The sequence below is a fragment of the Streptomyces sp. NA04227 genome (assembly GCF_013364195.1).
Taxonomy (GTDB): Bacteria; Actinomycetota; Actinomycetes; order Streptomycetales; family Streptomycetaceae; genus Streptomyces.
Map to the genome: position 1 here is coordinate 3,328,882 of NZ_CP054918.1, position 26,218 is coordinate 3,355,099.

Sequence of the window (26,218 nt, forward strand, 5' to 3'; positions counted from 1 at the left end):
GAGGATCCCCCGGTCGGGCTGTGGGACTCGGACATGGCTTCGATGGTCACAGTGTCACGCGCCCCTCGTCATCCACGCGCGCGCTTCGTTCATGAGCTCTTCGTCTTCGGCGGCGGGCCTGGCGCAGGCGTACGCCGTGCCGGGGCGGCGGGGCCCGGCGGTCACGAGAGGTGGGTGGTGAACTCGTCGTGCCCGGGCCAGGTCAGGACGACCGTGCCGTTCTCGACGCGGGCCTCGACGAGCACCGGGGTGAGGTCGCGGTGCGCGGCGGCCGACAGGGCCTTTGCCGCGGTGGCGTGGTCGCACAGGGTCCGCAGTGTGGCGACGGTCGGCGGGAGCATCGCCATCTCGCCCTTGTCGTATCCGGCCGCCGCGTCCTCGGGGCGTATCCAGACGGAGAGGTCGGCCTCGGTGCGTTCGCCGGCGTCGCCGTGGACCAGGGTGCGCTGGCCCGCCGGGAGGGCGGCGACGAAGAAGAAGGTGTCGTAGCGGCGCGGTTCGAACTCGGGGGTGATCCAGCGGGTCCACGCGCCGAGCAGGTCGGAGCGCAGGACCAGGCCGCGCCGGTCGAGGAACTCGGCGAAGGAGAGCTCGTGGGCGACCAGGGCGGCGCGGTCGGCCTCCCAGTCCGCGCCCGTGGTGTCGGCGACGACCGTGTCCGGCTCCGGACCGGCGAGCAGCACCCCGGCCTCTTCGTAGGTCTCGCGAACGGCCGCGCAGACGACGGCCTGTGCGGTGCTCTCGTCCACGCCGAGCCGCTCGGCCCACTCGGCCCGGCCCGGACCGGCCCAGCGGACATGGATCTCGTCGTCGCGCGGGTCGACGCCGCCGCCCGGGTACGCGTAGGCGCCGGAGGCGAAGGCCATCGAGGCGCGCCTGCGGAGCATGTGCACCTCGGGGCCGGAGCCGTCCCGCGCGTCGCGAAGGAGCATCACCGTGGCGGCCCGTTTCGCGGGCACCGGGGTGAGCTCCCCGGCGGCGAGCGCACGGATGCGCTCGGGCCACTCGGGCGGGTACGACCGGCCGTTGGACTCAGCATTCGCCATGGCCGGAGGCTATCCGGTGGGTGGGCGACGATCGAGGGCGCGTCCCTGGTCCAGCCGTACGAGAGGTCCCGGGTCCCGCCGCACGGCCGGACCCGGGAACCGCCTCGATCAGGCCTCGGTCAGGCCTCGGTGAGCTCGACCTGGATCTCGACCTCGACCGGTGCGTCCAGCGGCAGCACGGCCACGCCGACGGCGCTACGGGCGTGGACGCCCTTGTCCCCGAGGACGGCGCCGAGGAGTTCGCTGGCGCCGTTGATCACTCCGGGCTGGCCGGTGAAGTCGGCGGCGGAGGCGACGAAGCCGACCACCTTGACGACACGGGCGATCCGGTCGAGGTCGCCCGCGACGGACTTGACCGCTGCCAGCGCGTTGAGGGCGCAGACGGCGGCGAGTTCCTTGGCCTCCTCGGCCGTCACCTCGGCGCCGACCTTGCCGGTGACGTTCAGCTTGCCCTCGACCATGGGCACCTGGCCCGAGGTGTAGACGTACACACCGCTCTGCACGGCCGGCTGGTACGCGGCCAGCGGCGGTACCACCTCGGGCAGGCGGAGGCCGAGTTCGGCGAGCTTCGCCTCGACTGCGCCGCTCATCAGGACTTCTCCCGCTTCAGATAGGCCACGAGCTGCTCGGGGTTGGGCCCGGGCACGACCTGGACCAGCTCCCAGCCGTCCTCGCCCCAGGTGTCCAGAATCTGCTTGGTCGCGTGCACCAGAAGCGGCACGGTCGCGTATTCCCACTTGGTCATGGGGCCGACCCTATCGGCTGGGCCGCTCCCGCCGTCGACTGTCCACAGGCAGGCGGCCGCCGGACCGGATCCGTGCCGTCGGCCGGCCCCCGGAGCGGAAGTTGTCCACAGGCATGCGGCCGTCCGCGGCCGAGGTTATCCACAGGCTCCCCACGAGGCCGCCGGTCCTGCGTACGGTGCCGTCATGATCAATCACTCGACACCCCGCCGCTGCCCGCACTCCGTACCGCACCACGATCCGCGAGCCTCACCACGACCGAACCCGCGCCCGCGAGGGAGCTCCTCGCACCGCCGCCGTCCGCACTGTGATCCTCGCCGTAGTGGGCCCGCGATCGGACGCCTCCTGCGTACTCCGGCGCGGCACTGGTTAGGCTCGAAGGCGTGAGCAGGTTCCAGGTAGTGAGCGGCAAGGGCGGTACCGGCAAGACCACGGTCGCCGCCGCACTGGCTCTCGCCCTCGCCTCGGAGGGCAAGCGCGCACTTCTCGTCGAAGTGGAGGGCAGGCAGGGCATCTCCCAGCTCTTCGAGACAGAGCCGCTGCCGTACGAGGAGCGGAAGATCGCGGTCGCGCCGGGCGGCGGCGAGGTCTTCGCGCTGGCCATCGACCCGGAGTTGGCCCTGCTGGACTACTTGCAGATGTTCTACAAGCTCGGCAGCGCGGGCCGGGCCCTGAAGAAGCTCGGCGCCATCGACTTCGCGACGACCATCGCCCCCGGCCTGCGCGATGTCCTGCTGACCGGCAAGACCTGTGAGGCGGTGCGCCGCAAGGACAAGTCCGGCCGCCACACCTACGACTACGTGGTGATGGACGCCCCGCCCACCGGCCGGATCACCCGGTTCCTCAACGTCAACGACGAGGTGGCGGGCCTGGCCAAGATGGGCCCGATACACAACCAGGCGCAGGCCGTGATGCGCACCCTCAAGTCCCGGGACACGCAGGTGCACTTGGTCTCTCTCCTGGAGGAGATGCCCGTCCAGGAGACGGTGGACGGCATCGCGGAACTGCGCGGGGCGGGGCTGCCGGTGGGCAGGGTCATGGTGAACATGGTCCGCCCCGCGGTGCTCGACGGCCTCGCCCTGGAGCGGGTACGCGCCTCGACTCCGCGCAGCGCCATCGCCAAGTCCCTCTCGGCGGCCGGACTCGGCGGGGCCCGCCGCGGCGGCGGCGCCGAGCGGCTGGTGACACCGCTTCTGGAACAGGCCGACGAGTACGCGGAGCGGTTCGCGCTGGAGAGCGCACAGCGCGCGGTGCTCGACGGGCTCGACCTGCCGCTGCACGAACTCCCGCTCCTCGCGGGCGGATTGGACCTGGCGGGCCTGTACCGGCTCGCGAAACTCCTGCGGGCACAGGGCGTGGGTACGGAGCGATGACAGGTACAGGGCCGGGCGCCTGGGATGACATGGCGGCCACCGGACGAAGACGGCACGCGGACGGGCCGACGACCGCCGCACGGGAAGCACGGCAACGACTCGGGTACGGACGACGGACGACCACTGCGACGGCAGGGCGGGAAGGAGTGGCATGACCGGGGTGCCCCCAGGCGACGCGGCCCTGATGCCTCTGGACGACGCGCGGCGCGGACTGGACATGGACGCGCTGCTCGACGACCCGGACACCCGCATCGTCGTGTGCTGCGGCAGCGGCGGTGTCGGCAAGACGACTACGGCCGCCGCACTCGGCCTGCGCGCCGCGGAGCGCGGCCGCAAGGTGGTCGTGCTCACCATCGACCCGGCGCGCAGGCTCGCCCAGTCGATGGGCATCGACGAGCTGGACAACACCCCGCGGCAGGTCCCCGACATCAAGGGCGACGGCGAACTGCACGCCATGATGCTGGACATGAAGCGCACCTTCGACGAGATCGTCGAGGCGCACGCGGACGCCGACCGTGCGACGGCGATTCTGGGCAACCCCTTCTACCAGTCGCTGTCCGCCGGGTTCGCCGGTACGCAGGAGTACATGGCGATGGAGAAGCTGGGCCAGCTCCGGGCACGGGAGGAGTGGGACCTGATCGTCGTGGACACCCCGCCCTCGCGTTCGGCGCTGGACTTCCTCGACGCGCCCAAGCGGCTCGGTTCCTTCCTCGACGGAAAGCTGATCCGGCTGCTGATGGCCCCGGCGAAGATGGGCGGCCGGGCCGGGATGAAGTTCCTGAACGTCGGAATGTCCATGATGACGGGGGCGCTCGGCAAGCTGCTCGGCGGTCAACTGCTGCGTGACGTGCAGACGTTCGTGGCCGCCATGGACACGATGTTCGGCGGCTTCCGTACCCGTGCCGACGCCACCTACCGGCTGTTGCAGGCGCCGGGCACCGCCTTTCTGGTGGTGGCGGCTCCCGAGCGGGACGCGCTGCGCGAGGCGGCGTACTTCGTGGAGCGGCTCGCGGAGGAACGTATGCCGCTGGCCGGCCTTGTGCTGAACCGGGTGCACAGCAGCGGTGCCGCGCACCTGTCGGCGGAGCGTGCGCTGGCGGCGGCGGAAAATCTTGCCGAGGCGGGCATTGTGGATCTTGGTGACGGGAAAGCTGACGGGCGTACCCCCGAAGCCGGCGACAACTCCCTTGTGGAGGAACCCGGTTCGCCTGCCTCCGCCCCGGCCTTCGGCGCCGGTGCGGCCACCGAGGACGAGGGCTCCCCCGCCGACGGACCGACCGTGGACAAGGTAACCGCCGGACTGCTGCGCCTGCATGCCGAACGTATGCAGTTGCTCGCACGGGAACAGCGCACCCGCGACCGCTTCGCCGCCCTGCACCCCGAGGTGGCGGTGACCGAAGTGGCCGCACTCCCCGGAGACGTACACGACCTGGACGGCCTCAGGGACATCGGCGAGCGACTCGCCACCACGCCCAACGGATCCGCCGGGCTCGGCACTTCACCGGACGCGGACTGAGCGGACGGCCGCCGCATTCGGTATCGGCATCGACATCGGCGCACCCGGGACCATGCCCGTACGGCATCAAGCTCTTGGCGGCACGGCACCGCACAACCGAACGCACGACACCGCACAACAGAACACCGATGGACGCATCACGGGCAGCTGGACGCGTCACGGCAGCGCGCACCGCCGCACAATGCAACACGACAGAACGACGCAGCACGGCAGAACTCAGCGCACCACCGCAGCGCACCGCACGACACGGCGTGCGGCCGTGCGGCACCACGTCGGCCTGCCGACGCCGACGTACCGGGCAGCGTGGGCCCTGGCACCGAACTCTCCGGCGCCGCACGTGCGATGTGGGTGCCGGTACCGACGGTCGGTTCAGCCGACCGCCGCGTAACTCTCGAAGACCTCGTCGTCCTCCAGGGACAACAGGCCCGTACCGCGCTCGTACTCGGAGCGTGCGGTTTCGAGAAGTCTGCGCCACGACGTGACCGTGGGCCGGCGTCGCAGCAGCGCACGGCGCTCCCGCTCGGTCATCCCGCCCCACACGCCGAATTCGACGCGATTGTCGAGCGCATCGGCCAGACATTCAGTGCGCACCGGACATCCGGTGCAGACCGCCTTGGCCCTGTTCTGCGCTGCTCCTTGAACGAACAGTTCATCCGGATCGGTAGTGCGGCAGGCCGCCTGCGCACTCCAGTCGGTTACCCAGCCCATACCGGCGCCGTCCTCTCCCGAATCGAGGCTCCCCCACGGCGGCAGCGGCATATGCACCGCTACCAGTTGAGGACGTTACGGAACGTGGGCAGAGCGCAACACCCCCTGCGGGCCCAAAGTTGCATGGCCCGAACGGACTATGGGTACGCGGCAGATCACCCAACGGAGTGAGCCGAGGGCATACGCGACAAGCCCGACAAAGCGGGGCAGTTCGGGATGCTCAAAAAGGACGCGGGGGGACGCTTGGGTGAGATTCGGGCGGGAGCCACCGGATTCGGGGACGGTGGGGGGCGCCACAAGGCTTCATTGCCGTGACAGTTGAGAGCAGCTTAGGCCAAGGGATATACGCCTGTCCGGCGTTTGGGAACGTAGGCTGGCCCCCATGGGAAAGAAGCGCCCGGGCTCCGGCCTGTCCCCCGCCCAACAGGTCGCCAAGTTCCTCGGGGTCAGCGTGCTCGCGGGAGCACTGCTGGCCGGTATCGCGCTGCCCGCGGCAGGCGCGCTCGGACTCGCGGCCAAGGGCAGCGTCGAGGGCTTCGACGACATCCCCGCGAACATGAAGCGCCCGCCGCTCAGTCAGCGCACCACGATCCTGGACAACCGCGGCGAGCGGATCGCCACGGTCTACGAGCGCGACCGCTCGGTGGTGAACCTCAAGTCGATCTCGCCGTACATGCAAAAGGCGATCGTCGCGATCGAGGACGCCCGCTTCTACGAGCACGGCGCGGTCGACATGAAGGGCATCCTGCGCGCGCTGAACGAGAACGCGCAGAACGGCGGCGTGGCCCAGGGCGCCTCGACGCTGACCCAGCAGTACGTGAAGAACGTCTTCGTCGAGGAGGCGGGCAACGACGCCGACAAGGTCGCCGAGGCGACCCAGCAGACCCTCGGCCGCAAGATCCGCGAACTGAAGTACGCGATCCAGGTCGAGAAGGAACTCGGCAAGAAGCGCATCCTCGAGAACTACCTGAACATCGCCTTCTTCGGGCAGCAGGCCTACGGCGTGGAGGCCGCCGCCGAGCGGTACTTCTCCACCTCCGCCAAGAACCTGACCCTGGAGCAGTCCGCACTCCTCGCCGGGCTCGTCCAGTCGCCGAGCACCTACGACCCGGTGACCGCGCCGAACACGGCCATGAAGCGCCGCAACACGGTGCTCCAGCGGATGGCCGACCTGCACGACATCTCGCAGGCCGAGGCCGACGCCGCGAAGACCAAGTCGCTCGGGCTGCGGGTCAGCAAGCCGGAGAACGGCTGCATCACGGCGGTCCGCGGCGCGGGCTTCTTCTGCGACTACGTCCGCGAGACCTTCCTCAACGACCCGGTCTTCGGCAAGACCCGCAAGGACCGGGTGAAGGTCTGGAACCAGGGCGGCCTGACCATCCGCACCACGCTGGACCCGCAGTCCCAGCAGTCCGTGCAGGACTCGGTGCAGGCCCACGTCAACCAGTCCGACGAGGTCGCCACGGCGGTCTCGCTGGTCGAGCCGGGCACCGGCAAGATCCTCGGCATGGGCCAGTCCCGTCCGTACGGCTTCAAGCCGGACGAGACGACGATCAACCTCTCGGTCGACCACTCGATGGGCGGCGGCGCGGGCTACCAGCCCGGCTCGACGTTCAAGCCGATCGTGGCCGCCGCGGCGCTGGAGCAGGGCAAGCCCGCCAACCAGCGCTACTCCTCGCCGTTCGAGATGCCGTATCCGAGCCCGGTCGCCCAGTGCGACGGCAAGCAGTGGAAGAACCTCGCGTCGGAGAAGCTCACCAACGAGAACAAGTCCGAGCGCGGCCCGTACAACATGAAGGACGCGACGGCGAAGTCGGTCAACACCTATTTCGTGCAGCTCATCTCGGACATCGGGATCTGCCCGGTCACCGAGATGGCCAAGGGGATGGGGGTGGCGCCCGCCAACGGACAGCCGCTTCCGCAGGCGCCGTCGATAGCTCTCGGCAGCGCGGAGATGTCGCCGCTGACGATGGCGAGCGCGTACGCGACCTTCGCGTCCCGTGGCACCTACTGCACCCCGGTCGCCATCGAGTCGGTCACCGGACCGGACAACGAGTCGATGGAGGTGCCGAAGTCGCGGTGCAGCCGGGCCATGTCGCAGAAGACCGCGGACACCATCAGCACGCTGCTCAAGGGCGTGGTGGAGGACGGCACCGGTAAGCAGGCGGGGCTCGGCGCGGCGCGGCCGAGCGCGGGCAAGACCGGTACGACGGACAACAGGTACGCGGCCTGGTTCGTGGGCTACACGCCGAACCTGTCCGGCGCGGTGTGGGTCGGCGACCCGAAGCACGAGCGCCGGATGGTCAACATCGACATCGGCGGCGTGCCGTACGACAAGGTCTTCGGTGGCGAGGTTCCCGGCCCGATCTGGAAGGACGCCATGCTCGGCGCCCTCGCGGGCAAGCCCGCCCCCGGCCTGAACCTGGTCCGCATTCCCGGCGACCGGGGCCACGACCGCCCGAAGCCCCCGCACGACCGGCCCGGCGACGACGGCAAGCCGGGCGACCACGACCCGACCAACCCGTGGCCCGAGATCTCCTTCCCGCCGGACTTCATCGGCGGCGGGGACAACGGCGGTGGCGGTAACGGCAACGGCGGCATCGGCGGCGGAAACGGCAACGGTGGCGGCGGCTCGGACATCGGCGGCGGAAACGGCGGCTGGCCGCTGCGCTGAGCGGCGGCCGCGGTCGCCGAGTTGAGCGGCGCGTCGAGCCCGGCCGGGCACACCTGAGAAGGGGCGCTCCCGATCCGAGAGGACCGGGGGCGCCCCTTCTGGTGCGACGGGAGCGGCCGTACACCTGCGACGCGTGCGGCGGCGGGCACGGCGGCCGGGCCGCCGCAGCGCCTCGGCCCCAGCCACGGCTTCAGCCCTGGGCTCAGCCCTGGCTTCAACCTTGGCTCCAGCCCTGGCTTCAGCCGTTCGCGAGCTGCTGCTTCACCTCGGCGGCGACGCGGCCGCCCTCGGCGAGACCGGCCACCTTCGGGTTGACGATCTTCATGACCTGACCCATGGCGCGCGGCCCTTCGGCGCCCGCGGCCTTGGCCTCCTGGACGGCCTGCACCACGATGTCGCGCAGCTCCTCGTCGCTGAGCTGCTTGGGCAGGTACTCGTCGAGGATGACGCCCTCGGCCCGCTCGCGCTCGGCCTGCTCGCCACGGCCGCCCTCGGCGAACGCCTCGGCCGCCTCCCGGCGCTTCTTGGCCTCGCGCGCGATCACCTTCTGCACCTCGTCGTCGGAGAGTTCGCGTGCGCTCTTGCCCGCGACCTCCTCCTTGGTGACGGCGGTCAGGGTGAGCCGGAGCGTCGCGGAGCGCAGCTCGTCGCGCGCCTTGATCGCGGCCGTGAGGTCATCCTTCAACTTCGCCTTGAGCGTGGTCATGCGCCCCAGTGTCGCAGGTCCGGGACGTACGGCGCGCCCGCAATTCCGGGGCGGAGCGGGACGGAGCGGGGCGGGGCGCGTCGGAGCGGGACGGAGGGCGGAGAGGGCGACGCCGAGCCGTACGGCCCACCACGGACGCCGGTGACCTTACGGAGCAGACGCGCCCCGCGGCCAACTCGGGCACCCCTCTCCGCCATCCGCCATTTCACAGTTGGCCGGAATTACCTCCACATCAGCGGTGACCGAACCCGCCGAAAAACCGGTCAACCGGACTGTGCACCTCCACCCTGACCAGGAAACAAGCGCCCAACTCGCCCACAAATACGGGTAGATGCACACCACAACAGCCACCGGCGGGCCCGACGTACGACCTCCGCCGGACGTAAACAAGCCGACACCCCGCAGATGCCCAGCCGTGGCATCGAGGCCCGGTTTCGGCCATCGGGTCTTGCCACTGTCTCGGCCATGTCGGCTCTGCGCGTCCCCCTCGAACCGCGCCACTGCCAACTCCTCGGGCTGGTGGGGTCGCTGGTCCTCGCGTCGGGCGGGGCGAGCGCAGGCGCTCTGCCGATCCGTGAGGCGCTGGCGCTGCGGGCGGACCGGGCGGCGACGGGTCTGGTCGGCGTGTACTTCGGTCTGGTGCTGCTCATAGCGGCCTGGATGCTGCTCGGCCGTACGGTCCGCGGCGCCGAACCGCCCAGCCGCCGCACGCTGTTGGCCACCTTCGGGCTCTGGGCCGCCCCACTGCTCGTGGCGCCGCCGCTGTTCAGCAGGGACGTGTACAGCTACCTGGCGCAGGGCGCCATGGTCGACGCGCACATGGACGTGTACGTACACGGCCCCGCGCACCTCGGCGGTCCGCTGCCCGACGAGATCCCCGCGGTGTGGCAGCACACCCCGACCCCGTACGGCCCGGTCTTCCTCGCCTTCGCCTCGGCAGTCACCGACCCCTCCCGCCCGGACGGCGCCTTCGGGATCGCGGGCCTGCGCCTGGTCGCCCTGCTCGGCGTCGGCCTCATGGTCCTGTGCCTGCCCCGCCTCGCCCGCCACTGCGGCGCCGACGAACGCGCCGCCCTGTGGCTCGGCGTCCTCAACCCCTTGGTCCTGCTCCACCTGGTCGCCGGCGCGCACAACGACGCGGTGATGCTCGGGTTGCTCGGGGCGGGGCTGGTGGTGGCGGTGGGGGTCAGCGGTGGGGCGCGCGGGGTTGGGGACGGTGGTGTGGCTCGGGGTGGCGAGTGGGGCGGCGTGGCTCGCGGGCTCGGGGGGAGCGGCGTGGCTCGCGTGGTTGGGGGCGTTGCTCGCGTGCTTGGAAGTGTTGCTCGCGGGCTTGGGGGCGTTGCTCGCACGTTCGGGAGCAGTGCTCGTGTGCTCGGAGTCAACGGCGAGGCACGCAAGGGGGGTTCGCGGGTCCCGGGGACTACGACCGAGCGGGCCACCCCGACGTACGCGTTGCTCGGCACCGCCACGTACCCCCTGGTCGGCGCGGTGCTCATCACCCTCGCCGCCCTGGTGAAAGCCCCGGCGGCGCTCGGGCTGGTGGCGGTCGCGGTGCTGTGGTGCCGACGCCTCGACGGCCGCGGGCAGCGGGTCCTGGCCACCGCGCTCACCGCCGCGACCGCGGGCGCCACGACGGTCGTCACCACCGCGCTCACGGGCACCGGCTACGGCTGGATCGCCGCCCTGCGCACCCCCGCCTCCCCTGAGAACTGGTCCTTGACCAACCTCCTCGGCCGCCTCACCGGCCATCTGCTGTCGGGCACCGGCCTCGCCGGATATGCGCTCCCGCTCTGGCACACCCTCGGCATGCTCGGCACCGGCACGGTCGTCCTTCTGGTCTGGCGCCGCCGTCACACCCTCGGCACCGTCCACTCCCTGGGTCTGTGCCTCCTGGCCGTGGCCGTCCTGGGACCGGCGATCCGTCCCTGGTACGTGCTGTGGGGACTGTTCCTCATCGCGGCCGCCGCGCCGCAGGGCCGGGGCCGCGGGGTGCTGACGATCGCGAGCGGCGTCCTCGCCCTCGCCACCCTGCCCAGCGGATTCGCCGCGGACGCCCGTCAGTTGGCGCTCGCCACCCTGGGCGGCGTACTCGCCGTGGCCGTCCTCACCTGCACCCACCTCGCCGCCCGCTCATGGCGCTCACCGTCCGGGCCGGACGACGACCGCGGCAATGGCAACGGCAACGGCCGTAACCGCACCCGCAACCCCTTCGCGGGACGCACCGCGTGAGCCTGCGCGAACGCCCCGGCCTCTCCTGCTTCTCCGGCTTCCCTCGCTTCTCCGGCTTCTCTCGCCTCTCCCGCTTCTGTTACGTCCCCCGCCTCTCTTACGTCCCCTGCCTTCCGTACGTCCTCGACGTTCCGTATGGCCGCAGCCGCCCCCTCCCTCCCCAACTCCCCGTACCGACCGCGAACGAGGTGTCCCCGTGACCGTCCCCACGCCCCCGGAGAACACCCGGCCGCCGTCCCCGCAGCCCAAGTCGGCCCCGGTCTCGGGCCCGAACCCGGACCCGGACCCGGGGCTGCTGGCCTCCCCCGGCTTCCGTATCCCGCTGGTCCTGGTGCTCGCGGCGGCCAGCGCGGTCTTCCTGGTCACGGTTCCGCTCTTCCGCGACTGGTTCGACCTGCGCGTCTACTACGGCACGGTGGAGTACTGGACCGAGGACGGCGGACGTATCTACGACTACCTCGTCCCCGGCACCCACTACGGCTTCACCTATCCGCCCTTCGCCGCGGTCTGCATGCTGCCGATGGCGCTGCTCGACTGGCCGAGCGCGGTGGTGCTCTGCCTCCTGATGAACCTCGCGGCCTCCTGCGCGATCCTGGCCTGGTCGCTCGGCGGGACGGTACGGCGCCAAGGCTGGAGTCGCTGGTTCGCCTTCGCGGTCGCGCTGTGTCTGTTCGCCCTGCTCGAACCGGTCCGGGACACGGTGAGCTTCGGCCAGGTCAACCTGCTCCTGCTGGCCCTCGTACTGGGTGATGCGTGGCTGCTGTCCACCGGCCGCGGCAAGTGGGCGGGCATCGCCATCGGCCTGGCGGCGGCCGTGAAACTGACCCCGGCGATCTTCATCGGCTATCTGCTGATCACCGGCAGGCGCCGCGCCGCCGCGGTGGCGACCTCCGTCGCGGTGGCCGCCACCGGCCTCGCCGCCTGGATCACCCCCTCCGCCTCGAAGACCTACTGGACGGAGGCGATGTGGAACACCGACCGCGTCGGCTCCCTCGGCTACGTCTCGAACCAGTCCTGGCAGGGCGTACTGGCCCGGGTCTGCGAACCCGCCGAGCCGAGCCGGGCACTGTGGGCCTTCGGCGTGGTGCTGATCCTCGCCGTGTGGGCACATCGGGTCCGCCGGGCGGCGGCGGTCGGCGACGTACGCGCGGGCTTCGCTCTCACCGGCCTGGCCGCGTGCCTGGTCAGCCCCGTGACCTGGGTCCACCACCTGGTCTGGCTGATCCCCGCCCTCGCCGTACTCCTCGAAACGGCCCTCCGCTCCCGCCCCGCCCCCCGCCGCCGCCTTCTGCTCCTCACCGGCGCGCTGTACGTGACGTTGTGCAGCAGCCTCGTCTGGGCCTGGCGCTTCGACTCCGACGGCGCGAGCGGCCTCCTAGGCTCCAACGCCTACGTCTGGATCACCCTCGGCCTCCTCCTCGCCCTGCCGCTGCGGGACGAGGGTCCGGCAGGGGCGGGGACGGGGGCAGGGTCAGAGGCAGGGGCGGGGGCAGGAATGGGGACGGGCACGGGAGCGGGGACGGCGGATGAGGATGGGCCGGACACGATGACGAACTCGGCTGGCGCACAGGCGAGTTGACGGCCGAGCTCGCGACCGGGAACAGGGCCCGCCACTTCTCCTCCAGGCCCCCGCCGGGGTTTTCCACAGGCCCCCGCCCGCACTGCGGGGCTGCGGCGATGTCTGCAACGATGGGGTTATGCGCGCGCGATACGGACTACCTCTGGGAATCACCGCTCTCGGCGCGGCGGGGCTCGCCTACGCCGCCGGTTTCGAGGCCCGGTCGTTCCGGCTCAGGAGAGTGACGGTCCCGGTGCTGCCGCCCGGTATGCGCCCGCTGCGGATGCTCCAGGTGTCCGACGTGCACATGGTCAGCGGCCAGCGCAAGAAGCAGCGCTGGCTGCACTCGCTGGCCGGTCTGCGCCCGGACTTCGTGATCAACACGGGCGACAACCTCTCCGACACGGAGGCGGTGCCCGACGTCCTGGACGCACTCGGCCCGCTGATGGACTTCCCGGGCGCCTACGTCTTCGGCTCCAACGACTACTACGGCCCCAAACCCCGCAACCCCGCCCGCTACCTGTTCGAAAAGGCCGCGGGCAAGCACGGCCTCAACGGCAACCCGCCCGCGGTCGGCGTGGTCCACAACCCGTGGGAGGACCTGCGCGAGGGCTTCGACGAGGCGGGCTGGCTGAACCTCACCAACACCCGCGGCACCCTCAAGATCGAGGGCATCGAGATCGGCCTGACCGGCCTGGACGACCCCCACATCAAGCGCGACCGCTACGCCCGGGTGACCGGCGGCCCCGACTCCTCCGCCGACTTCTCGATGGGCATCGTGCACGCCCCCTACCTGCGCACCCTGGACGCCTTCACCGAGGACCGCTACCCCCTGATCCTGGCCGGCCACACCCACGGCGGCCAGCTCTGCATCCCCTTCTACGGCGCCCTGGTCACCAACTGCGACCTCGACACCGACCGCGTCAAGGGCCTCTCCACCCACACCGTCGGCGACCACACCTCCTACCTCCACGTCTCAGCGGGCTGCGGCACCAACCGCTACACCCCCGTACGCTTCGCCTGCCCCCCGGAGGCCACGCTCCTCACCTTGGTCGAGCGCACCTGACGAGCGCGACTGACCCGGGTCGAGCGCACCTGACCCGGGAACGCCTCTCTACGGGACGTACGCCCCGGCCCGCGCCGAACCACACCGCGACTCTCGACTCTCCAGGTCGGGGCCCCTCCGAGCCCCCCGGAAACCGGATTTCGTCTCCGGGCGAGGGTCCGCTAGAGTTATCGATGTCGCCGCGACGTGCTCAGCACAAACAGCGACATCGGGGTGTAGCGCAGCTTGGCAGCGCGCTTCGTTCGGGACGAAGAGGTCGTGGGTTCAAATCCCGCCACCCCGACAGCTAAAAACGCAGATCAGGCCCGGTCTCCTTCCAAGGAGACCGGGCCTGACTCGTGTGCGGGTGCCCTCCGGGGAGTGGCTGGGGAGTGGATCATGGAATTTCACTCCCCAGCCACTCCCCGCCCTCGGCTCAGTGCAGCGAACGGCGCTCCCGCAGGAGAGCGTCCAGCACTGCGACGGCCGAGCGCGAAGCCATCGCAAGCCGTGCGTCGAGTGACGCCTCCCACAGGTCCGTGAGCCCTTCCATGAGCCTTGCTCGCATGCCGGGAGTGATGTGCGAATAGCGGGCCTGGACCGAACCGTCCTCGTGCCCCAGGCGCTCGTCCTTGAGCTTTGGCGGGGTACCGAGATCGTCCATCGCCGTCTTGTGCGAGTGACGCAGCCCGTGGGGGGTCAGCCCATTCGCGATGGGCACCCAGCAGGCCTCGGCTCTTCCGGAGGCGTTTCGCCCCCGGACCGGGACCCCAGGCCACGAGTCGGCCAGGACAGGAACAGGATGCGCCTCTTGCGGAGCTTTCTTCGGGTACCAGCCCGTTGCCGCAGGCCGGAACAGCCACGTGGCGAATCCCGTTCTGCGCCAGTGCGCCGCTGTCTCCGTAGGCAGACCACCACGCACGAACCCAAGTTCCGCAATTGCAGCCTGCACCCGAAGCCGGGTCGACTCCCTCACCATTTCCGGCCTGTTGAGGACGTTGGAAACCGTTCCGGTGGAGACTTCCGCCCGCCGAGCCACGTCAGTCAGCTTGACGCCCTGGTTGCGCGCGGAGTTGTTGACCGCACCAAGTCCGCGAAAGACATAGGTAAGACCGTGGCAGACACACGGTTGTGGGTTGGTCCGCCGAACGTGCTCAGTGATCAGTCGCGACAAAAAGCCCGGAGTATCGACTGTGCGATATGAATCGTCCTTCGGCGGGCAGCGGTGCAGCTCTCCAGTGTCCAGCTCGTAGAGCTGCCACTCGACCCGGATTGCCGCCGGTCGTAAGAACTCGGTTTCCAGGCCCACGAGTTCGCCCCAGCGCACGCCGGTATAGCCCTTGGTCACCACACCAACGAACTCGTCGTCGCGGCCGGACAGCAGCGCCGCGCGCTCAGCGATGAGCAGGATCCCAAGCGCGTCCGTCACCACTTTCTCAGGACCTCGGTTCCGTGACCGGCCTGCACGCTTACCCCTACCGCGCCGCCTGGCCGCTGGGTTGGCGTCCCGAAGCCCTTCGTCCACGGCGTCGGCGAGGATCAAGTGAAGCGTGCCGTGCCACGTCTTCACGCTCGACGCGGCGTAGTTCTTCCTCTCCTCCTTCTCCCACGCCTGTACGTCCGTCGGCTGGATGTCGGCAATTGCCTTGTCCTCGAACTCAGGCAGCAGGTGCTCCTCGATGTGCCGCTTGTAGTTCTGCATGGTGGAAGCAGCGAGGTCCTGCGCCGCGTACCACTTATTGACGTACTCCCCGAAGGTGATGCGACCCGCGGTGGGGTCACGCCAAGTGCCAGCACGGACCTTGGCCTCCATGTCGTTCGCCGCCTTCGCGGCGTCACGCTTCGAGGTGAACCGCACCGTCTCGCCGTTGGCGTCAACAACCGTGCGAAGCACACCAGGTGCGATCCAGTACCGGCCCCGGTAGTAGTTCCGACGCTTCTCGCCGTAGCCCACAGTCCTTCTCCGATCCGCTCACGCAGCCAGTGCGGATTGTGTGCGAACAACCCGCCGGGGCTTCTTGGCTCGCAGCGACGCAGACGCCGAATTCGTCGGCATCGTGTGGGTCACCCGTACACGCGAACGCGTCTGGTCAGTGGGGGTCCGCTGATCTCGCAGCGGGAGCTCCTCGAAGACGAGAACGATCTCGGCGTAGTGCTCGGCGGTGAAGCGATACGCGCCACCGGCCCTCGTGAAGGGGATCCGGCGCTGGCGCGCCTGTTCCTTCACCCACCACTCCGAGCAGCCGAGTGCCTCGGCGACTTCGGCAGGCCTGAAGAGTTGGGGCAGAGTTGCGGCGGTGACACTGTGACTGCTGTGACTGCTCATGCCTGTCCCCCGTTCTCTCCGGGGACGACGTAGCCCCCGTCTTTCCTGATGAGTTGTGCGTCGTTGGCCATGCGCGCGCAGGTCTGGCGGACCAGGTCCGGCTGGAGACCGGTTCCTGCCGTGATCTGCTTCGGTTTGGCGCCCGGGTTCTCCCGTACGAAGCGGAGGATCGTTGCCCGGGTGTCCCCGATGGTGTGCTCGGCCGCCGGGCCTTCGAGGAGCTGCCAGGCCCCCGCCTCCGCGTAGAACCGGAGCGCGTATTCGGCTTCGTCCACATCGCGCCCGGTGACATGGAGAACCCCGTCCGCCTGGCCCCGTGCCCGCTTCAGTACGAGCGTCGCGTCGGCGGCTCCGGCGAGGCCGTTGGTGCCGGAGACCTCGGCAAGGAAGTCGTCCGACGCCGCCTTGCGGACGTGATGCACGAGCACCATGGCGATGCCGTAGTGGTCCGCGATGCGCTTCGCGTGGCCCACGGCCGCGTAGTCGGCGTCGTACGCGGAGGCTCCGGGGGCCGAGTTGCCGCGCATCTTGGCGAACACGTCGATCACGACCATCCGCGCTTCCGGGTTCCGCTCGATCCACTGGGCGATCGCCTCGTTCCCGCCCTGGGGAAGCGGCGGGCACGAGGTGGCCAGCGTCAGCGAAGCCGGGGCGCGACCGCCCGTGCCCAGGATCTTGCGCATACGGGTCTGAAGGCGGCGCGGGGTGTCCTCCAGGGCGAGGTACAGGACCGGTCCCGCGTCCACGGGCACGCTATCCATGGCCTGCCCTCCCGCCGCGACCGAGAGGGCGAGTCCGAGGGACAGCCAGGACTTGCCGACCTTCGGAGGGCCGGCGAGGAGGTTGACTCCCTCCGAAATGATCCCGGGCACGGCCCACTTCGGGTCGGGGAACTCAGCCGCCAGGAGCTCGTCCGCGGTCCAGGCCGTGCGGATGCGTTGTTGTGCGGGCTGCAGGGGCTGAGGTTCGGCAGCCGGAGTGGAATGCAGGTGGGGCAGGTTGTGCGGGTCGTTCACGCGGCCCTCCGCCCGGCGATGGTGCGGGGGCGCTTGGCTCCGGCCCAGAGGCCCGAGACGATCGTCCGGCGGATGTCCGGCTCCGCCAGGCCCACGCCGAGGGCGGGCGCCAGGAGCTGCTCGGTCACCTCGGCCTCGGTGAGCTCACCGCCCGCGACGAGTTGGCCGAGCGCGACGGACGCCTGGTACAAGGCATCGTTACGTCCGCCCTCCGCGCTTCGGGCGACGCGGTCCCGCTCACCGTTCAGAGCGGCGAGCAGGTATGAGCTGTGCCTTCCGTCGGCTGTCAGCGGTACGGCGACGGGGCGCTGAGGTGGAAGGGCGGCGGGGGCGAGAAGCCGAGCCAGCCAGTTCGGAAGCGGTACGGGCGCCGTGTCGTGCACGACGGTGTACCTCTTGGCATCCACTCGGCTGCCAGCCCCAACGACATAGCCGCCGCACGCCCGGGTGTCGACCTTCCAGCCGAGGGCGCCCGCGCTGTTGCGGAGCTCCACGTCGGCGGGGGCCGTGAAGTAGAGATGGGTTCCGCCGCTCGCCGTACGGACGGTGAACGTCTCGATGGCGGAGCGCTGCCCGTGCTTCTCAGCCAGGTCGGCAAACACATCCGCGCCGTCGGTCACGGCCCGGTCGACGTTCGCCGGGGGAACGTCCCGGTCGTGCTTGGGGACGTCCAGGTCGACGACCACGAGACCCGAAGGGCCGCAGGCCACGCCGTAGTTGTACGTCGCGGTCGACCAGCAACGGGTGATCCGGCTGGTGTCGATGGTGGCGCGCGACTCCCAGGAACGAATCGCGGGCCGCTTGACGCCGGGTACGAGAGGGAAAACGCGCCAACCGCGTTCGGCGGCGGACAGAGCGCTCCGAAGCAGGAGCGAGCGGGGTGAGATCTGGTGCATCCTGATGGCACCTCCTGTGTCCTGGATGGGATGGGGAGGCCCGGGGACAGTGGGCTTCGTTGACCCGTCGGCCGCTGTCCCCGGGGCGACTTCAGATCTGCTGAGCGCGCCTCCAGGCGCGGTATGCCTGGCGGACGTACTCGCGCCAGTCCGCTCCGGTGCTCAGCTCCTCGCCACGACGGCTCAGGCCGAAGTGGGCGACGTCGTACTCGACGAACTTGCGGGCCGCTTCCTCGGCAACAGCGACGGCCTTCGCCGCCACCTGCGCCGAGTAGGTCGCCTCTTCCTCCAGCGCGACGCGGTCCAAGAGGGCGGCCTTCCTGAGCCAGAACTCACGGTTCGGCTCGGTGCCCGGCTGACGCCCACGTGCCTGATCGAGCACCCATCCCATCTCCGGGACGATGCGAGGAGCGCCAATGTAAGCGGGGTGTTCCGGCGATGACGCGGACATCCACATTCCTTTCGGTCGAGACCGTTCACGTGCTGACGGTCCTCTGCACGCCGCCAGCCCCGGGGAGTCGGCGACGACAGGGGGCCGTCAGCCCAGCGGCGGTTCGGCGGCGGCTTCGGGCTCGCGGACGGCGGCCGTCAGAAGCTGCCGGAGATCGGCGCCGATGACGGCGACGAGACGCTTCTCGATCACCTGCCAGGACTCGGGGTCGATCGCGAGGAGTGCCGCTACCGCAGTCGCGGCCTTGCCCTCCTCGATCGCGGTGAGCGCGTCGCGGAGCTCTGCGGCCGCCATGAGCGAGATGCCGGGCAGCGGGATCGGGATGTTGGTGTCGGACATGGGCGAACCCCTTCCTTACGCGTTGATGTCGCGGACGGTCTCGGCGAGCGAGGCCATGACGCGGTCGATGGAGTCGGCGGCGTCGGTCCGGGCGAGGTAGAAGCCGAAGAGCAGGACGACCACGGCGGCACCGGCTCCGACCGCTTTGAAGCGGATGAGCAGGGCGACGAAGATGCCGAAGAGGACGACTGCGGAGATGGAGAGAGTCAAGGCGGAACCTCCTGGGGGTGAGCGTCAGCGGGTGCCGTCGCGGCGGAGTTCGCAGGCGAGGTTGTAGAGCCGTCGGCCGAAGCGGATGCGCTGGCCGTAGCCCTGGCAGCGGCGGCAGATGCGGCCTCGGCGGACGTGGCCCGTGTAGCGGCCGACGCGGATCTTGGAGCCCCAGCCCTTGCACTTGAGGCAGGTGCCGAACGGGCTGACCGCGCAGAGCGCGACGTAGCAGAGCGTGATGAATATGAGGCCGGGGGCGTAGGAGAGCAGGGACAGCACAGGTACCCCTCTCAGGGCAGGATTCGGCTGGATGAAGGGGATGCGGGGAAGCGGGCGCTAGACGCTAGTTGCCAGCTCAGAGCCACTTTGTGGCGCTAGCGGGGGTGCTAGACCTAGCGGGGGTGGCCACTAGGCCTAGCGGCGAATGTCGCTATGCGGCGTCGGCCCGACCGTCACGTTCCGCGAGTGCTTTGAGGATGTCGGCGCGCTTGATGCCACGCCGGTTGGCGCCCTTGCCGTCGTCGGTGCTGCCCCACACCTGGCCCGTGCGGATGCCGAACGGTTTGACGGCTGCGGCGAGTTGCTCAAGGGTCCAGTCGCCGTAGATGTCCGGCCGGAGCTCCGCCAGCCGGGACACGACGGTTTCTGACCAGACCTTCGGCTCCTCGGCGGGAATCACCGCCAGCAGGTCGGCCAACAGGTCATGTGCGGAGGCGGTTTCGGTCTCGGGCTGCTCGCCGAGTGCGTGCCCGGCGAGCGTTCCGGCCCGCTCGCGCAGGGCTCGGGCTCGGAGGGCAATGCGGTCCGCTGCCACCGCGTCGATGAACGCGGAGCGGACGATCCGCGCGTCGGCGCCCTCGCCGAGGAAGTAGCAGATGCCCTTGTCGCCCCAGGCGAACATGTTCGCCCGCACACCACGCTTGTAGGCACCGGTGCCGAGGACCATGTCGTTCTCGATCTGCCCCATGACCTTCAGGCACCAGCGGGCCGAGGCGTTGGCGCTGATCGCGGTCGGAAGGCTGTCCCGGTCCGGCCGCTGAGTCGCGAGCAAGAGCACGATCCCCGTCGCCGGGCCGCGCTTGACGAGGTCGGTGCAGATCTCTTTGAACTCCCCTCCGTGCTTGGGGTGTTCGAACCAGACCTGGCACTCGTCCACGCCGACCACGATGGGATGCAGACCGAGGGAGCGCTTCGACGCCAGCTCGGTGGTCACCTTCGACTCCGGGCAGATGTCGCGCGGCAGCGACCGGATGACCTTCGCGCGCCTGCGCAGCTCCCCCTGGAGCTCCCGCATGTCCGCGAGGGCGTACTCGATGTCCGCATCTTCCTCGCCCGCGCGGTGCCGGTACCCGACCCGGTCGCCGACCGAGTCGAGGTCACCGGTTCCCTTGAGGTCGTACGTGTGCAGCTCGGCGCGCGGGTCGAGGGCGGCGATCAGCAGGAGCAGCCGCAGGAGGAAGGTCTTGCCCATGCGCGGGATGGCGCCGATGACGCCAGCGATGAACATGAGCGTCACGCCGACCCACCGGCCGCGCTGATCCGTTCCCCAGGCGACCGGCTTGAACAGGTCGACCGTGCCGGACTCGGCAAGCGGCCACTTCGCGTTGGGAACCTGGGACATGTCCTGGTCCCCGACCCAGAGGCGCAGGCGGCCGGTGTGCTCGTCAGGCACTGCCTCGGGCCACACGCATCCCAGCGGGCGGCGCAGGCCGGAGGCCAGCTTCTCGCGGCGCTCGATGACGTCGGTCACCGTGACGCCGTACGGGAGGTCGCCTTCGGCCAGCCATCCGGGACCGTCCCGGGTGATCGGTGCCGTGAAGTTGAAGCCGGGTCCGCCCTTGGACTGCGCCTGGTTGATCGCCGGGATGCCGAGCGAGCCCAGCGCACGGAGCACGATGTCGCTGGTGAGCTTCGTGGCCTTCGGAACGTCCACAGCCCTGTGGACCACCGGGTCGTCGGCCGGTTGCCCCAGCCAGCCCAGCGCCATGACGACCACGGAACCGGCCAGGGCAAGCAGCCAGCCCGGGGCCAGGACGTACAGGGCCAAGGCAGTGGTGAGGCCCACGATCGAGGCCATCACCGCGACCACGGACCGCCAGCGCACCCGGCGGTCCCGCTGCCGCGAGAGCTTCAGGTACTCGCCAATGTCCTCATGGGCGGCGGCGGCTCGCCGGAATGGCTCTCCCTCGGCATCGAAGACCCAGCGAACGGAGCCTCCGACGAAGTGAGCCGCCCCGACGGGTGCCCGGGCCGCGAGCCGCGCCCCGTACCAGGGAGTGCGTACGGCGTGGAAGGCTGCAACGTGCCCCGCGTACGCGGCGACTCCCTTCCCGGCGGCCTTGAACTCTTGGGTCGACCTGGCCCAAGTAGGTACAACCGGACGGCGCTTGGACCGAAGGATGCGGTCCATCAGACCGGGGCTGGCCGGACCGCCCGGCTGGTCGACGAATGTGGGCTCGTCGGGGTTGGTCAGGTCGTCCTCGTCCTCGTTTCCTGCGACTGGGGCATCGTCGAGCTCCGGTCGGTCCGCACGGCGCTTGTCCAAGTCGAACACCGCGCCCTCGGAATCGGGACTCATCTCCTTCTCAAGACGGGCGAACAGCTCGCGCTCGTCGTCGTTGTTGTCCCCGTGCTTCACTGGCACTTCCTTCCTGACGGGAGGTACGCCGGGGCCTGGCCCTACCGGCCAAAGCAGCGGCCGGGCCCCGGTGGAACGGGAGAGTGGTCGGTGGCCGACTCGTCACGAGTCGGCGGTCTGGAGGGCTTCCTCCGCCGGGCTGCCTGCGGTCTCGCTGTTCACCAGTGCGAGCTGACCGGGGCCCGGGCGGACGCCCTGTTCCTTGTCGAGCTTCACGAAGACGCTGTGCACGTAACTGGGGGCGCGCGTCGCCCGCTTCGCGGTCTCACGGACGGTCAGGCCCTGTCCCCAGCACTCGTGAATCACGGCTTGGGCGGTGGCGGTCGGCAGCTTGTCCGCCTGGTCGGCCTGGTCGGCGCGAGTCTCCTCGTCGGCTGCCTCGCCACCCGGGGCACGTTCAGGTGAACGCTCCACGGTGTTCACCCGCTGACCTGCACCGACATCGGCGAAGAGCAGAGCGGGATGCCCGTTGCGGCGGATCTCGTCCGTCGCGTGCCGCATCTGGTTCCGGACCTGAGCCGCCAGTGCCGATGCCGCCGGGTCGGTGCCGAACTCCTCCCACGGGGAGGGCAGCTCGATGGTGGCCAGCCCGACGGCGTGCCGACGCGCGGCCAACTGGTCGAGCAGTGAACGGCGTTGGCGTGCATCGTCGCCCACGGCGGCCTTGGCCACGGCGACGGAAAGGCGACGAGCCGTCCGTCGACCGCGCCACGAACCCTGTTGCTCCGGCGTCTGCTCAGCCAGACGAGAAGCCAGCGCGACCGCACGCGCCGTGGCCCGGTCCCGGGTGATCTGGGCGGCGTCCCGGTCGCGTTCGGCGACTCCGAGACGAGAGAGAAGGCGCTCGCGCAGCTCACGTCCGATCACGGCAGTGAGGCCGTTGGACTCCGTGCCGGGCTTGCTGTGCCGCAGCTCGATCCCCATGGCCTGGTGCCACAGCATTGCCGCCATGACAGGGCCGATGAAGGCGCGGACGGTGCCACCGACGAGCCCGGACTCGGCGTACGCGGGGATGATCTGCACCCCCGTGATCACCCAGACCAGCACGCCCGGGGCTCCCGGAGCTCCCTTCGGACCGTGGAGGTTCTGCCGAGCGAGAAGGGCCGTCGCGAACAGGGCCACCTCTGCGGCGCTGAACATCGCGACCCTCTCGGCCACGCTCCCCATGTCGAGGAAATCCGCGGCGAACCGCCAGCTCGTGTCCGCGCTGTACGCGGTGCAGCAGACGGCGGCGAACGCCGCGACGCGCACGGCCGGAGTACCGAGCCGTGTGCTGCGCGACAGCTTGCGCAGGCACCAGTACAGGAGGACGAGGCCCAAGAGCGCCGTTACAGCCGCGTAGAGGGTCTCGTCGCCGCTCAACGGAATCTGCGTCGACATCATCAGGCGGTCCTCATCCAGGGTCCGGCGCTGACATCGGCGCCGTTCTTGACCGGCGCCAGGCCGCTCAGCGCGAGTGCGTAGTCGGCGTTCGCCGTGTCGACGGCGTGCCGCCCCCGCCGCGCTTCGAGCAGCTCGGCGAGAACCTCGCGCGCCACCTGCGAGCGGACCGCCCGCTCCTCGTCCGACTCGTGCGCCGGTCCGGCGAACAACTCACGGAAGTCGTCCGGGACTTCGTGCACTCCGAAGGCGAGTTCATCGAACTCGAAGTCGCTTCGGACCTCCTGGTTTCCGATGTAGATACGCATGGGTCTCCTCAGACCGAGATGGCACAGACCGGGATGGGATGGGAGAGCCAGCGCGGTGGGCTACCTGACCCGTCGGCCACCGCCGCTGACGTAAACCGCTGTTCAGACGTGGAACCGGCGGGGGCCGACGAGGCGGAGAGAGAGCTGGTAGGCCAGCGACACGGCAGAGAACGAGCCGAGTCCGGTCACGAACATCAGCGGCCAGTCAGCACCGAGGTCCTGGGCGGCGATGACACCGCAAGCACCGGCGAACGAGGCGAACACCAGGAACACCACGGCCATCAGGCTCCGCAGCAACGTCACCGGCGTGCTCCGGCGGGCCACAAGGTCGATGTCGCCGGGGAATGCGACGCGTACGCCACCACCCGACGCGACGAGCGCCACGCAGACACCGTTGGCGTTGGCGGTCACCCCGGCCACCGTGCAGAGCATGCGGTCGCTGCGGTCTCGGACGACATCGCCGATCGCGAGCTTCATCAGGGTCCCCCTCGGGAGGTCGAGCCGGGCGCCACGGGGTGGCGCCCGGGCAGTAGTCCAGGCAGGAGATTCCTAAAGAGGACTTGTCCTCAAGTCCTCTTTAGGAGTTGCTAGGACTATGACGTACCCCTCCTCGGGTCGTCAAGACCTCTTTAGGAGTCGTATGGTGAGCTTGCCTTTGGGTGACAGGAGAGTGAGCAAATATGGCGACTGCCTACGAGAAGATCGCGGGAGGGCTCCGCGCGCGCATTCGCGCAGGTGAGCTGGCCCCCGGGGACAAGCTCCCCTCGGAGGCAACCCTCGTCAAAGAGTCCGGGAAGAGCGGGCCGACCGTGCAGCGAGCTCTCTCGGTCCTCCAGGAAGAGGGGCTGATCGAGAAGCGGCACGGCATCGGCAACTTCGTCCGCAAGCCGCGCACGAAGGCCCTGCGGGACAACTGCCGCCACCAGTGGGAGAAGGACCGGGCCCGCGAGTCGGTCGAGCTCCGGAAGCAGACCGGCGCCACCGAGCACGACACGGGCCTCGAAATCGATGACCTCGTCTTCTACGCCTCATACCGCAAGACAAAGGCGACCGCGGAACTCGCCGAGGTCTTCGGGCTCCCTGAGGGCACGCCGCTCCTGAAGCGCACCTACCGGACCCGCTACGCGGCTGAAACAGCCCCGTTCAACCTGGTCACGTCGCACCTGGTCCACAGCATGGTCGAGGGCAACGCCGATCTCCTGGACGACGCCAACGAACCGTGGCCCGGCGGCACGCAGAACCAGCTCCACACCGTCGGCATCGAACTCGATCGCATCGAGGAACGGGTGACCGCCCGCCCGCCGACCCCCGAGGAGACCGAGGAGCTCGAACTCCTCCCGGGAACTTCGGTGATCGTGCTGCGCAAGATCTCGTACGACATCAAGGACCGCGTCGTGGACGTCTCGGACATCACGCTGCCCGGCGACCGCACGGAACTGCTCTTCACCACTCGCCTGGAAAGGTGGTAACCCCCGTGCCTGGACGCATCGTCGTCATCACGGCCGTCCACCCGCCGTCCGCGCACTTCCTGCCGGACGCGTTCAAGTCGCTGTGCGAACAGGAACTCCCCGACGGCTGGGACTGGCACTGGCTAATCCAGGAGGATGGCAAGAGCGACCAGGTCGCGCCGCACGTCCCGGACGACCCGAGGGTGACCTTTCACCAGGGCCGGGCCGGCGGCCCCGGCACCGCGCGCACGATGGCCCTGGCGCACGCGGACGGCGCGTACGTGAAGGTCCTGGACGCCGACGACCAACTCCCGCCGGGCGCCCTGGCCCGCGACCTCGCGGCGCTGGAGAACGCCCCGACCGTCGGATGGGCGACCTCACGCGTCCTGGACCTGCTCCCCGACGGCTCGACCGCAGGTTTCCCGGGCGACCCGGACCACGGCCCCGTCGAGCGCGGCGCTGTGCTCGACTTCTGGACGGCGAACAACTACCGCGCCCAGGTCCACCCGGCCACCCTGTTCGTCCGCCGCGAGCTGCTCCTCGCTCTGGGCGGCTGGATGGCCCTTCCGGCCTCCGAGGACACCGGCCTTCTGCTCGCCCTGAACGCCGTGAGCCGCGGCTGGTTCTCCAGCGAGGTGGGGCTCCTCTACCGCAAGTGGGAGGGCCAGGTGACTGGCCAGGCCGCGCACGTCGACCCGGCCGAGCGCGACGCCCGCATGGCGGTCGTGGAGGCGCGGGCGCGCACGCTCGGCCTCTACGGCTGGCGCCACCCGGCGGAGGAGAACCCGGTCACGGGTTGACCGGCACCTCGTAAACGATCTCGCAGAGGGCAGCCGGGACGACGATGTCCGCCGTCTCCACCGGCTGCCCTTTGTCGCTGTAGTACGTCCGCTGAATACGCGTCACCAACGCGCCGCGCGGCACGCCGAGCAGGGTGGCTTCGTCGGCGTCGGCCTCGCCGGGCTCCGGCCGCTCCACGGCATGCGTGACCGCGACGCCGATCTCCGCCATACGCTCCACGACGCCCTTCCCGGCGTACGGACCGCCTTCAGGCATGACGATGAGCGTGCCCGCCGTCAGGTCGTACGGCTCCCAACTGATCGAGAGCTGGACGGGCCTGCCGTCGGCGAGAAACTCGTACGAGGTCCGGACGCACAGGTCCCCCTCGGAGAGCCCGAGTCGACCCGCGATCTCCGGCGGGGCAGGGACCTTGGCCTCCGTCCGGCTCTCCCAGGCCCCACGCCTGCCCAACGCCGCCATGTCCGCGCGATACGGAGAACCGCCGCGCTGCTCGCGGTGCTGCGAGCGGACCATGCGCAGCCGCTCACGCGGCTCCGCGACGTAGGTCCCTGAACCGGCCCGCCCCTCCAACACCCCTTGCGAGATGAGGAGTTCCTGGGCCCGGCGAATCACGTTGTCGCCGACGCCCAACTCCTCCGCGAGCTGCGCCCGCGAGGGAAGCCGGTCACCGGATGTCCATTCCTGCTCCGCCACGCGCCGCCGGAGAACGTCGGCGGTCCGGAGGTAGGGAGGTTGCTCGCCCATATGGAAAATCTAGTCCACTAGCTCTAATCTAGTTAACTAGCTTTACTCACTGTGATTCCACTG

Annotated in this window: 26 protein-coding genes and 1 tRNA gene; 9 read left to right on the top strand and 18 right to left on the bottom strand. The window is 70.0% G+C overall.

Annotated features, from left to right (window positions below; genetic code table 11):
• Nucleotides 1-161 precede the first annotated feature (161 nt).
• The 3 genes from HUT18_RS14200 to HUT18_RS14210 all read right to left on the bottom strand — a co-directional run bounded on the left by HUT18_RS14200 (nucleotide 162) and on the right by HUT18_RS14210 (nucleotide 1,791).
• Nucleotides 162-1,046, bottom strand: coding sequence for an NUDIX hydrolase (locus HUT18_RS14200; protein WP_176101018.1), 885 nt, complete (start codon nucleotides 1,044-1,046; stop codon nucleotides 162-164).
• 119 nt (nucleotides 1,047-1,165) lie between these two features.
• Nucleotides 1,166-1,636 (bottom strand): RidA family protein, encoded by a 471-nt coding sequence (locus HUT18_RS14205; RefSeq protein WP_176101020.1) that lies wholly within the window; start codon nucleotides 1,634-1,636, stop codon nucleotides 1,166-1,168.
• The gene (locus HUT18_RS14210; protein WP_176101022.1) at nucleotides 1,636-1,791 is read right to left on the bottom strand and encodes a DUF4177 domain-containing protein; all 156 of its coding nucleotides are present in this window, start codon (nucleotides 1,789-1,791) and stop codon (nucleotides 1,636-1,638) included. Before HUT18_RS14210 ends, HUT18_RS14205 begins: the two co-directional genes overlap by 1 nt.
• 381 nt (nucleotides 1,792-2,172) lie before the next feature.
• On the opposite strand from HUT18_RS14210, the gene HUT18_RS14215 reads away from it, so the two are divergent.
• Entirely contained in the window at nucleotides 2,173-3,162 is a 990-nt protein-coding gene (locus HUT18_RS14215; protein WP_176101024.1) for an ArsA-related P-loop ATPase, read from the top strand.
• Between the two features lie 184 nt (nucleotides 3,163-3,346).
• Entirely contained in the window at nucleotides 3,347-4,678 is a 1,332-nt protein-coding gene (locus tag HUT18_RS14220; protein WP_254879009.1) for an ArsA family ATPase, read from the top strand.
• Between the two features lie 369 nt (nucleotides 4,679-5,047).
• On the opposite strand, the gene HUT18_RS14225 is transcribed toward HUT18_RS14220, so the two are convergent.
• Nucleotides 5,048-5,386 (bottom strand): WhiB family transcriptional regulator, encoded by a 339-nt coding sequence (locus HUT18_RS14225; RefSeq protein WP_176104521.1) that lies wholly within the window; start codon nucleotides 5,384-5,386, stop codon nucleotides 5,048-5,050.
• Between the two features lie 382 nt (nucleotides 5,387-5,768).
• Here HUT18_RS14225 and HUT18_RS14230 point away from each other — a divergent pair, with 382 nt between their 5' ends.
• Nucleotides 5,769-8,060, top strand: a complete 2,292-nt coding sequence (locus tag HUT18_RS14230) for a transglycosylase domain-containing protein (RefSeq protein WP_176101027.1) — start codon at nucleotides 5,769-5,771, stop codon at nucleotides 8,058-8,060.
• 238 nt (nucleotides 8,061-8,298) lie between these two features.
• On the opposite strand, the gene HUT18_RS14235 is transcribed toward HUT18_RS14230, so the two are convergent.
• Nucleotides 8,299-8,766: a GatB/YqeY domain-containing protein gene (locus tag HUT18_RS14235; protein WP_176101029.1), complete on the bottom strand. Its 468-nt coding sequence runs from the start codon at nucleotides 8,764-8,766 to the stop codon at nucleotides 8,299-8,301.
• Nucleotides 8,767-9,231: 465 nt separating this feature from the next.
• On the opposite strand from HUT18_RS14235, the gene mptB reads away from it, so the two are divergent.
• The 4 genes from mptB (at nucleotide 9,232) to HUT18_RS14255 (ending at nucleotide 13,902) form a co-directional block, all read left to right on the top strand.
• A complete protein-coding gene (gene mptB, locus HUT18_RS14240) occupies nucleotides 9,232-10,995 on the top strand; it encodes a polyprenol phosphomannose-dependent alpha 1,6 mannosyltransferase MptB (protein ID WP_176101031.1) in 1,764 nt (587 codons plus the stop codon).
• Between the two features lie 295 nt (nucleotides 10,996-11,290).
• The gene (locus HUT18_RS14245) at nucleotides 11,291-12,574 is read left to right on the top strand and encodes a glycosyltransferase 87 family protein (protein WP_254879010.1); all 1,284 of its coding nucleotides are present in this window, start codon (nucleotides 11,291-11,293) and stop codon (nucleotides 12,572-12,574) included.
• Nucleotides 12,575-12,692: 118 nt separating this feature from the next.
• Nucleotides 12,693-13,619, top strand: a complete 927-nt coding sequence (locus HUT18_RS14250) for a metallophosphoesterase (protein ID WP_176101033.1) — start codon at nucleotides 12,693-12,695, stop codon at nucleotides 13,617-13,619.
• 209 nt (nucleotides 13,620-13,828) lie between these two features.
• Nucleotides 13,829-13,902, top strand: a tRNA-Pro gene (locus tag HUT18_RS14255).
• A gap of 132 nt (nucleotides 13,903-14,034) precedes the next feature.
• Here HUT18_RS14255 and HUT18_RS14260 read toward each other — a convergent pair.
• The 12 genes from HUT18_RS14260 to HUT18_RS14315 form a co-directional block, all read right to left on the bottom strand.
• Nucleotides 14,035-15,552: a LacI family DNA-binding transcriptional regulator gene (locus HUT18_RS14260; RefSeq protein WP_176101035.1), complete on the bottom strand. Its 1,518-nt coding sequence runs from the start codon at nucleotides 15,550-15,552 to the stop codon at nucleotides 14,035-14,037.
• 18 nt (nucleotides 15,553-15,570) lie between these two features.
• The gene (locus HUT18_RS14265; protein ID WP_176101036.1) at nucleotides 15,571-15,924 is read right to left on the bottom strand and encodes a helix-turn-helix domain-containing protein; all 354 of its coding nucleotides are present in this window, start codon (nucleotides 15,922-15,924) and stop codon (nucleotides 15,571-15,573) included.
• A complete protein-coding gene (locus HUT18_RS14270; protein WP_176101038.1) occupies nucleotides 15,921-16,940 on the bottom strand; it encodes an AAA family ATPase in 1,020 nt (339 codons plus the stop codon). The genes HUT18_RS14265 and HUT18_RS14270 overlap by 4 nt, the downstream gene beginning before the upstream one ends.
• The gene (locus HUT18_RS14275; protein WP_176101040.1) at nucleotides 16,937-17,836 is read right to left on the bottom strand and encodes a bifunctional DNA primase/polymerase; all 900 of its coding nucleotides are present in this window, start codon (nucleotides 17,834-17,836) and stop codon (nucleotides 16,937-16,939) included. The genes HUT18_RS14270 and HUT18_RS14275 overlap by 4 nt, the downstream gene beginning before the upstream one ends.
• A gap of 91 nt (nucleotides 17,837-17,927) precedes the next feature.
• Entirely contained in the window at nucleotides 17,928-18,227 is a 300-nt protein-coding gene (locus HUT18_RS14280) for a hypothetical protein (RefSeq protein ID WP_176101042.1), read from the bottom strand.
• A 147-nt stretch (nucleotides 18,228-18,374) separates the two neighbouring features.
• Nucleotides 18,375-18,626, bottom strand: coding sequence for a hypothetical protein (locus HUT18_RS14285; RefSeq protein WP_176101043.1), 252 nt, complete (start codon nucleotides 18,624-18,626; stop codon nucleotides 18,375-18,377).
• 15 nt (nucleotides 18,627-18,641) lie between these two features.
• Nucleotides 18,642-18,836, bottom strand: a complete 195-nt coding sequence (locus tag HUT18_RS14290; RefSeq protein ID WP_176101045.1) for a hypothetical protein — start codon at nucleotides 18,834-18,836, stop codon at nucleotides 18,642-18,644.
• A 24-nt stretch (nucleotides 18,837-18,860) separates the two neighbouring features.
• Complete coding sequence (locus tag HUT18_RS14295; RefSeq protein ID WP_368661526.1) at nucleotides 18,861-19,115, bottom strand: hypothetical protein; 255 nt, start codon at nucleotides 19,113-19,115, stop codon at nucleotides 18,861-18,863.
• Nucleotides 19,116-19,266: 151 nt separating this feature from the next.
• Nucleotides 19,267-21,414 (bottom strand): cell division protein FtsK, encoded by a 2,148-nt coding sequence (locus HUT18_RS14300; RefSeq protein ID WP_176104524.1) that lies wholly within the window; start codon nucleotides 21,412-21,414, stop codon nucleotides 19,267-19,269.
• Between the two features lie 162 nt (nucleotides 21,415-21,576).
• A complete protein-coding gene (locus tag HUT18_RS33760; protein WP_254878595.1) occupies nucleotides 21,577-22,857 on the bottom strand; it encodes a hypothetical protein in 1,281 nt (426 codons plus the stop codon).
• Nucleotides 22,857-23,162, bottom strand: a complete 306-nt coding sequence (locus HUT18_RS14310; protein WP_176101047.1) for a hypothetical protein — start codon at nucleotides 23,160-23,162, stop codon at nucleotides 22,857-22,859. The genes HUT18_RS33760 and HUT18_RS14310 overlap by 1 nt, the downstream gene beginning before the upstream one ends.
• 102 nt (nucleotides 23,163-23,264) lie before the next feature.
• Nucleotides 23,265-23,639, bottom strand: coding sequence for a hypothetical protein (locus HUT18_RS14315; RefSeq protein WP_176101048.1), 375 nt, complete (start codon nucleotides 23,637-23,639; stop codon nucleotides 23,265-23,267).
• Between the two features lie 203 nt (nucleotides 23,640-23,842).
• Here HUT18_RS14315 and HUT18_RS14320 point away from each other — a divergent pair, with 203 nt between their 5' ends.
• Complete coding sequence (locus tag HUT18_RS14320) at nucleotides 23,843-24,631, top strand: GntR family transcriptional regulator (protein ID WP_176101049.1); 789 nt, start codon at nucleotides 23,843-23,845, stop codon at nucleotides 24,629-24,631.
• A gap of 5 nt (nucleotides 24,632-24,636) precedes the next feature.
• Nucleotides 24,637-25,410, top strand: coding sequence for a glycosyltransferase family 2 protein (locus tag HUT18_RS14325; RefSeq protein WP_176101050.1), 774 nt, complete (start codon nucleotides 24,637-24,639; stop codon nucleotides 25,408-25,410).
• Here HUT18_RS14325 and HUT18_RS14330 read toward each other — a convergent pair.
• A complete protein-coding gene (locus HUT18_RS14330; RefSeq protein ID WP_176101051.1) occupies nucleotides 25,400-26,155 on the bottom strand; it encodes a GntR family transcriptional regulator in 756 nt (251 codons plus the stop codon). The two genes, HUT18_RS14325 and HUT18_RS14330, sit on opposite strands and share 11 nt — an antisense overlap.
• Nucleotides 26,156-26,218: the final 63 nt, after the last annotated feature.